We start from the raw sequence: 9,927 nt of genomic DNA, 5'->3' as shown, positions 1-9,927 counted from the left end.
CCGGCCTGGAACCGGACCATCGCGCCGGCAAGACGGGCGGGATCGTCGCGGGAGAATTGCCATTCGATCGTAACGTCGCCCGTAAAATATTCGGCCGACCCTTTGGCGGAGGCCTGGCTGCCGCTGCGGATGATGGTCATGGGCTGGTAACGCCTGAAGGTCACAAAGGTGTTGTTCGATCGCGCGAATTTGAGCGTGCCTGAGAGAAGAGACGCCGGTCGACGTGTGACCTTCAACGGGGCAAGTCGGATCGGACTGCGGCATGACTCCGATCAAGCCACGGAACCCCCACTGTAGGACAGCGAAAACTGACGAGCCTGTGCGACGGGTGAGCCGCGGCGCCTTCAGTCTTGAATCGACGCGAACGCGCTCTCGATATCGGCCAGATCGTAGGGCTTGGTAATGGTTGGGACGCCAGCGAACGCGTCGCCGTGTAGAGCGTCACCGTAGCCCGTCGCAAAGATGAAACGGATCCCACGCGCTTTCAGTGCCGTGGCCACGGCGTAGCTGTTGGTCTGTCCAACATTCACATCCAGCAAGGCCAGGTCGAACGATCGCGCCATGAGCGCGTCCTCGGCATCGGCGATCGTGCTGACCGTCGTCGGATCGGCACCGGCATCGATCAGCAAGTCCTCCGTCGTCAACGCTATGATCGGCTCATCTTCGAGGACGAGGATAGAGAGACCTTTCACACTCACTCGGCGTGGTCCGGCAGCGCAACTTCGATAGAACAGCGCAGACCTTCGGGAGCGTAGTCTATCACCGCGCGACCGGTCTCCCCACTCAGTCCGCGCTCGATGAGGCGCGTGCCGAAACCTTGGCGGGTTGGCGGCTGCACTGGCGGCCCGCCACGCTCCGTCCAGGCGATCTTCACCCGGCGTCCGTCCGCTTGCTCGTCGGTGAACCATCGCACACAGACGCTGCCTTCAGGCTGAGACAGAGAGCCGTACTTGATGGCGTTGGTGCTGAGTTCGTGCACGATCATCGTCAGCGAGAGGGCAAGCTGAGGCGGGAGCATCACGTCTGGACCATCGAGCTGTACGCGGTTCGCATCTTGGCCCGCCGTGGCCTCGATCGACTTGCGGAGAATGTCGGCCAGTCGCCCGGCCTTCCAATCTCGATCCGTAAGGAGACTATGCGCGCCTGCGAGAGCGCTCAATCGGGCGTTGAACGTATGCTGGGCGGTCCCGGAACCCTCGATCCGCCGAAACGACTGAGTCGCGAGTCCTTGAACGATCGACAGGGTATTCTTCACGCGATGATTGAGCTCGTTGATCAGCAGACGCTGCCTGTCCTCGGCCTCGACTCCTTGAGTAACGTCGTGCCCCTGGACCAGGATACCGGTCACTTGACCAGAAGTGTCGAGGATCGGCTGATAGACAAAGTCGAGATAGCGAGTCGCGGCGTCGCTGCCACCATCTCGAACCAGCTCCACCTTCGCCCGCTCGCCGATATAGGCTCTGCCCGCGGCATAAACTCGGTCGAGGAGCGCCACGAAGCCTTGCTCGACCACTTCGGGCAGTGCTTCAGCGACAGTCTTGCCAACAACGTCCCGGCCACCGATCAGCGTGCCGTAGGCGCGGTTCGCCAGCACGAAGCGATGTTCCGGGCCGCTGAGCACGGCAACGAACCCGGGAGCCTGCTCGAACAATGCGCGGAGGCGCTCTCCTTCCTCGGCGAGATCGCTGTTGCGCGCCTGCACGGCCTGGGCGCGTTTCATGATCCCGATCTCGTCGCGCTCTCGCCGCAGATTGTGAAGCTCGGTGACGTTGACGGTATGCTGGAGGATGTATGTGACCCGGCCCGCGGAGTCGCACAGCGGCACGTGAGTGGCGCTCCAGTACAATCGCTCCATCGCGCCGTCTGGCTTGCGAATGTCGTACCGGATCAGGGCAATTTCGTCCGGCTCGCCACTGGCAAGAACGCGATTGAACGACCGGTGGAGCAGCCGGTGGCTCTCGGATTCAGGATCGCTCGGGAAGGCGTCGAACATCCGCCGGCCAAGGATTTCGTCCTTCGCCCGCATCGTTACCCGCAGATACGCATCGTTCATCCAAACGATGACGAGATCGCGGTCGAGCAGCACGTAAGGGTTCGGCGAGGTCGCCATGAGTGCCTCGAACCCGATTGGCAGGTCTTGCGCAGCGCCGATTGCCGCGTTCGCGCACTCAGCCATGGAAGGTCGCGGCAACGTTCGCCGCGCGGCCGTTATTGATCAAGGAAGCTCCGCATCTTCCGGCTCCGGCTCGGATGCTTCAGCTTGCGGAGCGCCTTCGCCTCGATCTGCCGGATGCGCTCGCGGGTGACGCTGAACTGCTGCCCGACCTCCTCAAGCGTGTGGTCGGTGTTCATGCCGATGCCGAAGCGCATGCGGAGCACGCGCTCTTCGCGGGGGGTTAGGCTCGCCAGGACGCGGGTGACCGTCTCTTTCAGGTTGCTCTGGATCGCGGCGTCGACGGGGATCACCGCGTTCTTGTCCTCGATGAAGTCGCCGAGGTGGCTGTCTTCCTCGTCGCCGATCGGGGTTTCGAGGCTGATCGGCTCCTTGGCGATCTTGAGGACCTTGCGGACCTTTTCGAGCGGCATGGAGAGGCGCTCGGCAAGCTCCTCGGGCGTCGCTTCGCGGCCGGTTTCGTGCAGGAACTGGCGGCCGGTGCGGACCAGCTTATTGATCGTCTCGATCATGTGCACCGGGATTCGGATGGTGCGCGCCTGGTCCGCGATCGAGCGGGTGATCGCCTGGCGGATCCACCAGGTGGCGTAGGTCGAGAACTTGTAGCCGCGGCGGTACTCGAACTTGTCGACCGCCTTCATCAGGCCGATGTTGCCCTCCTGGATCAGGTCCAGGAACTGCAGGCCGCGGTTGGTGTATTTCTTGGCGATGGAGATGACGAGGCGGAGGTTGGCCTCGACCATTTCCTTTTTCGCGATGCGGGCTTCGCGCTCCGCTTTCTGCACCATGTTGACGATGCGCCGGAACTCGCCGAGCGAGGTGCCGGTCTGCTGGGCGATGTCGCTGATCTCGGTGCGGATGCGGTCGACGGTGTCGCGCTCGCCGGTGGCGAAAGCGGTCCATTTCTTGTCGAGGGAGCCGACGCGGTCGAGCCAGGTCTCGTCGAGCTCATTCCCCATATAATTGTCGAGGAAGGCCTTGCGCGGCACCTTGTGGCGCTCGGCGAGGCGGAGCATCTGGCCGCCGAGCGCGGTCAGGCGGCGGTTGTAGCTGTAGAGCTGCTCGACGAGATATTCGATCTTGCTGCCGTGGAACTGGACGCTTTCGACCTCGGCGGTGAGCTGCTCGCGGAGCTTCTGGTATTTTTTCTCCTCGGCGACCGGGAAGTCCTGGCCGGCGGCGAGACTGTCCATGCGGGTCGACTGGACCTTGGAGAATTTTTTGTAGAGGCCGGTGATCGCGGCGAACTTCTCGAGCGCCTGCGGCTTCAGCGTTTCTTCCATCTGGGCGAGGGAGAGGGTGTTGTCCTCTTCCTCCTCCTCGGCGGCCTGGGGACGCTGGCGGCGCTCGACCATGTCCTCGTCGTCATCGTCGGCGTCGGCAGAGGGCTGGTCGGGGACGTCCTCCTCTTCCTTGATCGACGGGCCGGCGGCCTTCTCGCTGATCTCGCCGTCGCCGTCTTCGCCACCCTCTTCGGTGGCGGCGATTTGTTCGGCGGTCGGGCCCTTGGACAGCATCGCCTCGAGGTCGAGGATTTCGCGCAGCTGCATGCGGCCCTCGTCGAGGGCGTTGGACCAGCCGATGATCGCGGTGAAGGTGATCGGGCTTTCGCAAAGGCCCCAGATCATGGTGTCGCGGCCGGCCTCGATGCGCTTGGCGATCGCGATCTCGCCCTCGCGGGAGAGAAGCTCGACGGCGCCCATTTCGCGCAGGTACATGCGGACCGGGTCGTCGGTGCGGTCGACGGCCTCCTTCTTGACCGCAGCGGCCGGGCGGGGGCCGCCATCGTCGAGGGGATCGACCTCGTCGTCCGAGGTGGCGGGCTCGCTGTCCTTGTCGTCCTCCTCGTCCTCGCCGTCCTCGGCGCTTTCGACGACGTTGATGCCCATGTCGTTGAGCGCGGACATGATGTCCTCGATCTGCTCGGACGACATCTGGTCCTGGGGCAGGGCTTCGTTGAGCTCTTCGTAGGTAACGACGCCGCGCTTCTTGGCGCGGGCGATCATCTTCTTGATCGAGGCATCGTTGAGGTCGATCAGCGGGGCATCGCCCGCATCGGCCGTCTCGACTTCCTGGGTATCGTTGTTCGCCATCATGTCCGCCGTTAGTCGGTGCCGGCAAGCTGCGCCAGCCGTTGTCTCAAATCCTGTTGCGCCCCGATCAGGCGCTGCTGTTCCTCAAGAGCGTCGTCGGTCAAATCCCGCTTCAGCCGTTCGGTTGCAGCGCCAAGGGCCGTCTCCACTTCCTCCGCCGCGGCGATGATCTCCACCGCTGCCGCCAGATCGCTTCTGGCGCGGTCCGGGTCGCAGTCGCGGCGGGTGAAGGAAAAACCCATGGCGCGCGGGCCCTTGCCGGCCAATGCTCCATCGGTGCCCAAGATAGTGACCAGGGCGCCCCGATCAAGCGCGGCACCGGAGAAGGCGGCGTTGACCAACTCGTCCCGCATGTGAGCAGTGCCGCGGTCGGCGATCGGCAAGGCGGCGAGTTGCTCGCAATGGGCGGGAAGCTCCTCCGGATAGTTGGCGAATCCGAGGATGAGCGCGCGGGCGGTCGGGGCGTCGATGCCGCTGGAGGCAATGGCGCGGGCCTCGCCGCCGACGGGCGACTCCGGCGGCACGAAGCGGCCGCCCTTGAAGCTGGCGCGGCCCGGCTGCTGACTGCCCCGGGGGGCGAATTGCGGACGGCGGAGGGAGTCGAAGCGCTGCAGCCAGTCCTCGCGGTACATCCGGGCGAGGTCGGCGTGGCCGATGGCACTGGCATGGGCGAGCAGCCGCTGCTTGAGCGCTGCCCAGGCTTCCGGCGTGGCGAGGGGTTCGACTTCGACTTCATGACGCCACAATCTCGCGTCGAGGCTTTCGGCCCTTGCGAGTTGGGCTTCGAAGGCTTCACGCCCGCCGTTCCTGATCACATCGTCCGGGTCCTGACCCGCCGGCAGCTCGACGAAGCGCAGGGTGCGGTCGGGGGCGAGGTGGGGCAGGGCGCGCAGGGCGGCGCGGATCGCCGCCTTGCGCCCCGCATTGTCGCCGTCGAAGCACAGGATCGGCGACGGGTCGAGGCGCCACATGCGCTCGAGCTGGGCTTCGGTGACGGCGGTGCCGTTGGGGGCGACGACCTCGGCGATGCCGGCGCGGTCGAGGGCGATCACGTCCATGTAGCCCTCGACGACGATCAGGCGTCTTGCACTTCGACTGCCGGGCGAGGCACGGTCGACGTTGTAGAGCGTGCGGCCCTTGTCGAAGAGCGGCGTGTCTGGGGAGTTCAGGTACTTGGGCTCCCCAGGTCCGAGGATTCGCCCTCCGAACGCAATGACCCGGCCGCGCGGGTCGCGGATCGGGATCATCAGGCGCCCGCGGAAACGGTCGTAGGTGTCCTTGTTGGCCTCCTCCGGCCGGATCAGCATGCCCGTCTCGACCAGCTTGTCCTCGCCAAGGTGGGCGAGGGCGCGCTTGAGGTGGTTGCGGCCTTCCGGCGCGAGGCCGATGCCGAAGCGCTGGACGGCGGCGGCGTCAATGCCGCGACCCTTCAGGTAATCTCGGGCTTCGGCGCCGGCGATGCCGTGGAGCTGCTCGGCGAACCATCTGGCGACCTCGCCCATGACGTCGGTCAGGGTCGAGGTGCGCTCGGACCGTTCCTGCGCGCGCGGGTCGGGGGCAGGGACGTCGAGCCCGGCCTTGGCCGCAAGCTCTTTCACCGCGTCCATGAACGGCATGCCGCGATTGTCGGTCAGGAAGCGGATCGCGTCGCCGTGCGCGCCGCAGCCGAAGCAATGGTAGAAATGCTTGTCGTCGTTGACGGTGAAGCTCGGCGTTTTCTCGTTATGGAACGGGCAGCAGGCCTTCCACTCGCGGCCGGCACGGATGAGCTTCACGGTCGGCGCGATGACGGCGGAGAGGACGGTGCGAGCACGAAGTTCGTCGAGGAAGGCGGGGGAGAGGGTCATCGCCAACTCCCCCTACCACTTGCGGGAGGGGGCCGGGGGGTGGGTGAGTCGTACGAGTTCGCGCCCACCCCTTCGCCGCTGCGCGGCTCGTCCCCTCCCGCAAGCGGTAGGGGAGTGTGGAAGCGCGATCGGCGGGCTCGAAGCTCAGCCAGGATGACGGTCAGGACTCCGTCGATGTTGTCCGAAACCTCATGGTTCCAGAAGCGGACAACTCGATAGCCCCTGGCTTCGAGATACGCTGTCCGGCGGACATCGCGCGGGTTTTCCGCATGCTGGCTGCCGTCGAGCTCGACGACTATCATTCGCTCCCGGCAAAGGAAGTCGCAGATGAAGGGCCCAACCGGCATCTGGCGCGAGAATTTGAATCCGTCCAGTTGGCGACGGCTGAGACGGAGCCAGAGTTTACGTTCGGCGTCGGTGGCATTGTTCCGCAATTCCTGTGCGCGCTTGGTCGGACGCGGATCGAGCTGCGGCATGATTCAGAGATGCCTACCCTTGGCCTTTGCCGCAAGCGGGAGCGGGGAATTATCCACAGTGGCGAATCGTGCCCACCCCTTCGCCGCTGCGCGGCTCTTCCCCTCCCGCAAGCGGGAGGGGGGGTGACTAGCTTAGCGTCGCCTTCACCAGCGCGCTCGCCCGCGCCGGTTGGATGGAGCCGCCGAGCCGCTCCTTCACCAGGGCAATGACTCGGCCCATGTCCTTCATGCTGGTGGCGCCGGTTTCGGCGACGATGGCCCGGATCTGTGCTTCGGCCTCCTCGTCGCTAAGCTGTTTGGGCAGGAAGCGCTCGATGACGGTGATTTCGCCTTCCTCGGTGACGGCGCGGTCGTCGCGGCCGTTCTTTCGATAGATTTCGGCCGACTCGCGGCGTTGCTTGACCATCTTCTGCAGGACTTCGGTGACGAGCTGGTCGTCGTCGGCGGGCGCGCCACCGGTGCGGGCCTCGATGTCGCGGTTCTTGATCGCGGCCGAGACTAGCCGCAGCGTCGCCGTCGTTTCCTTGTCGCCGCCTTTCATCGCGGCGATGGTTGCGGCCTTGATGTCGTCGCGGATCATGGTGCGTCTCTGTCAGCGGAAACGATCAGCCCTAGCGGTGCATTTCCGGGCTGACCAGCCGTTGACCGGAGCAGCGAATCTGCCTAGCGACGACGCCTTAGCGACATTGCTGCAAAACCGACGACGAGAGGCTTCTCCCGCCCATGGCCGACGCTCGACTCACGCCTGCGCCCCAACCTGAGGGGGCGACGGGAGTCGTGGTGTTCGCCGATGGCCGGACCGTCTGGGGCCAGGGCTTCGGCGCCGAAGGCGAGGCGGTCGGCGAGCTGTGTTTCAACACCGCCATGACCGGCTATCAGGAGGTCATGACCGACCCCAGCTACGCGCGTCAGGTCGTCGCCTTCACCTTCCCGCACATCGGCAATGTCGGCGCCAACGATGAGGATGTCGAGGCGGGCGAGGCGCACGCGCTCGGCTGCCTGGTGCGCGAGGTGGTGACGGAGCCGTCCAACTATCGCGCCAACGAGGGGTTTGCCGAGTGGATGGCGAAATGGGGGCGGATCGGCATCGCCGGCGTCGACACCCGGGCGTTGACCAAGCTGGTGCGGACCGAGGGGCCGCCGAACATTGCGATAGCCCACCGGACGGACGGCAAGTTCGACGTCGAGAAGCTGCAGCGCCTGGCGGTGGAGTGGCCGGGGCTCGAGGGCATGGATCTCGCCAAGGAGGTCAGCCGCCAGCAGGTGGAGCGGTGGTCTGGCGGCAAGTGGGCGTGGGGGCGGGGGTACGAGGTCGAAACTCCCCTCCCGCTAGCGGGAGGGGATGAGGCGCGCAGCGCCGAGGGGGAGGGACTGTCCTCTTCAGCCAACATTCCCGCCCCCGGCCCCTCCCGCAAAGCGGGAGGGGAGAAAGATCGCCCCCACGTGGTCGCGATCGATTATGGCAACAAACGCAATATCTTCCGCAACCTTGTTGAGGCGGGTGCTCGGGTGACGGTGGTGCCGGCGACGGCGAGCTTCGACGAGATCATGGCGCATGAGCCGGACGGCTTCTTCCTGTCGAACGGGCCGGGCGATCCGGCGGCGACGGGGAACTATGCGGTGCCAGTGATCCGCAAGATGCTGGAGACGAAGAAGCCGCTGTTCGGCATCTGCCTTGGCCACCAGATGCTGGCGCTGGCGGTTGGCGGCCGGACGAGCAAGATGTTCCAGGGCCACCGCGGCGCCAACCATCCGGTTAAGCGGCTCGAGGACGGCCGGGTCGAGATCACCAGCATGAACCACGGCTTCGCGGTCGAGCGCGAAGGGATGCCGGACAATGTGCGCGAGACGCATGTGTCGCTGTTCGACGGCAGCAATTGCGGGATCGAGCTGACCGACCGTCCGGCGTTCAGCGTGCAATATCACCCCGAGGCGAGTCCCGGCCCACAGGACAGTTTCTATCTGTTCGAGAAGTTCGTCGGGATGATGCGGTGAGGGCGGCTCGAATTTTTTGGGCTGCCCTCGGAGCGATTGCCGCAACGCTCATCTTCGCATTTGCCAACTGGTATCTTACGCCAACGACGATCCACGACAGGACTGTAGCTTACCTATTTCTGCCGAGTCCGATCAAAGAGAAGGGCATCGAAACAGGCGTGGCTCCTTCGAAGAGTGAATTTAATGTGTTCAGACTCTGCGGCGCCCGGAAAATCGAGATTCTTACGCCTGGCGATGCGCAGCCGATGGTCCCGACCGTTCCACTGGTTCGCCAGAACTACTCTTCGCTTGAATGTATCATTGAGTCTGCCCGGAAGAACAACTTGCATCTGGGAGTGAAATATCGGTGGGCGCACCCGGACGATGTCCAGTGAACGGTCTGGCCACATGAAAAGCAAACTCCCTATGTTTGCCTTGATATTCAGCCTGGCTGGATGCGCCGCGGCCCAGATGCACACCGACGAGCAACTCGCCACCGTCGCGACCGGCTGCGGATTGTCCGGCGGGGACGTGATGCAGGACGCGACCGAGACGCGTTTGCTGTTCATCATGAACACGGGCGTCACCGGGCCACAGCGGGCCTGCGTCTATGGCTGGGCGCACCGCAACCACATGCACCTGGTCGTCATTCATCTTGCTCCGGAAGCCGCCAACTAGATGCCCAAGCGCACCGACATCTCCTCGATCCTCATCATCGGCGCCGGCCCCATCGTCATCGGCCAGGCGGCGGAGTTCGACTATTCGGGAAGTCAGGCCGTCAAGGCTTTGAAAGCCGAGGGTTATCGAGTCATCGTCGTCAATTCGAACCCGGCGACGATCATGACCGACCCGGAGCTATCGGACGCGACCTACATCGAGCCGGTGACGCCCGAGATCGTCGCCAAGATCTGCGAGAAGGAGCGGCCGGACGCGATCCTGCCGACCATGGGCGGGCAGACCGGCCTCAACACCGCGCTGGCGCTCTTCAAGGACGGGACTCTGGACCGGCTCGGGATCGAGCTGATCGGCGCCAATGCGCAGGCGATCGAGAAGGCGGAGGACCGGCAGAAATTCCGCGACGCGATGGACAAGATCGGCCTTGAAAGCCCGCGCTCGTCGATCGTCCATTCGATGGAGGAAGCCTGGGCGGCGTTCGACCATGTTGGGGTGCCGGCGGTTATCCGCCCGAGCTTCACTCTTGGCGGGACCGGCGGCGGGATTGCCTATAACCGCGAGGAATATGAGGCGATCGTCCGCTCGGGCCTGGAGGCATCGCCGACCACCGAAGTGCTGATCGACGAGAGCCTGGTGGGGTGGAAGGAATATGAGATGGAGGTGGTCCGCGACCGCGCGGACAACGCCAT

At 64.9% G+C, this 9,927-nt stretch carries 8 protein-coding genes and 1 pseudogene; 3 read left to right on the top strand and 6 right to left on the bottom strand.

The genetic code is table 11. The features are described 5' to 3' along the window. Positions 1-344: 344 nt before the first annotated feature. The 6 genes from JOZ79_RS02300 to JOZ79_RS02275 form a co-directional block, all read right to left on the bottom strand. Entirely contained in the window at positions 345-644 is a 300-nt protein-coding gene (locus tag JOZ79_RS02300; protein WP_294070024.1) for a hypothetical protein, read from the bottom strand. 50 nt (positions 645-694) lie between these two features. After that, positions 695-2,176 (bottom strand): PAS domain-containing protein, encoded by a 1,482-nt coding sequence (locus JOZ79_RS02295; RefSeq protein WP_294070022.1) that lies wholly within the window; start codon positions 2,174-2,176, stop codon positions 695-697. A 32-nt stretch (positions 2,177-2,208) separates the two neighbouring features. Further along, the gene (rpoD, locus tag JOZ79_RS02290; protein ID WP_294070019.1) at positions 2,209-4,266 is read right to left on the bottom strand and encodes an RNA polymerase sigma factor RpoD; all 2,058 of its coding nucleotides are present in this window, start codon (positions 4,264-4,266) and stop codon (positions 2,209-2,211) included. An 11-nt stretch (positions 4,267-4,277) separates the two neighbouring features. After that, positions 4,278-6,113, bottom strand: coding sequence for a DNA primase (gene dnaG / locus JOZ79_RS02285; protein WP_294070017.1), 1,836 nt, complete (start codon positions 6,111-6,113; stop codon positions 4,278-4,280). Beyond that, positions 6,110-6,589, bottom strand: a complete 480-nt coding sequence (locus tag JOZ79_RS02280) for an endonuclease domain-containing protein (RefSeq protein ID WP_294070014.1) — start codon at positions 6,587-6,589, stop codon at positions 6,110-6,112. The genes dnaG and JOZ79_RS02280 overlap by 4 nt, the downstream gene beginning before the upstream one ends. A 127-nt stretch (positions 6,590-6,716) precedes the next feature. Next, on the bottom strand, positions 6,717-7,169 hold the full coding sequence (locus JOZ79_RS02275) for a GatB/YqeY domain-containing protein (RefSeq protein WP_294070012.1): 453 nt from the start codon (positions 7,167-7,169) through the stop codon (positions 6,717-6,719). Positions 7,170-7,312: 143 nt separating this feature from the next. On the opposite strand from JOZ79_RS02275, the gene carA reads away from it, so the two are divergent. From carA to JOZ79_RS02260, 3 genes and pseudogenes are all read left to right on the top strand, one after another. After that, positions 7,313-8,584 (top strand): glutamine-hydrolyzing carbamoyl-phosphate synthase small subunit, encoded by a 1,272-nt coding sequence (carA, locus tag JOZ79_RS02270; RefSeq protein ID WP_294070010.1) that lies wholly within the window; start codon positions 7,313-7,315, stop codon positions 8,582-8,584. A gap of 405 nt (positions 8,585-8,989) precedes the next feature. Continuing rightward, positions 8,990-9,241, top strand: a complete 252-nt coding sequence (locus JOZ79_RS02265) for a hypothetical protein (RefSeq protein WP_294070008.1) — start codon at positions 8,990-8,992, stop codon at positions 9,239-9,241. Further along, positions 9,242-9,927 (top strand): annotated as a pseudogene (locus tag JOZ79_RS02260) (carbamoyl phosphate synthase large subunit); the annotation flags it as partial. It abuts the gene before it with no gap.

Origin of the sequence: Sphingomonas sp. (assembly GCF_019242355.1) — a bacterium.
Lineage (GTDB): Bacteria > Pseudomonadota > Alphaproteobacteria > Sphingomonadales > Sphingomonadaceae > Sphingomicrobium.
The sequence above is the reverse complement of the archived record's forward strand: the minus strand, read 5'-3'. Positions and strand labels throughout refer to the sequence as shown.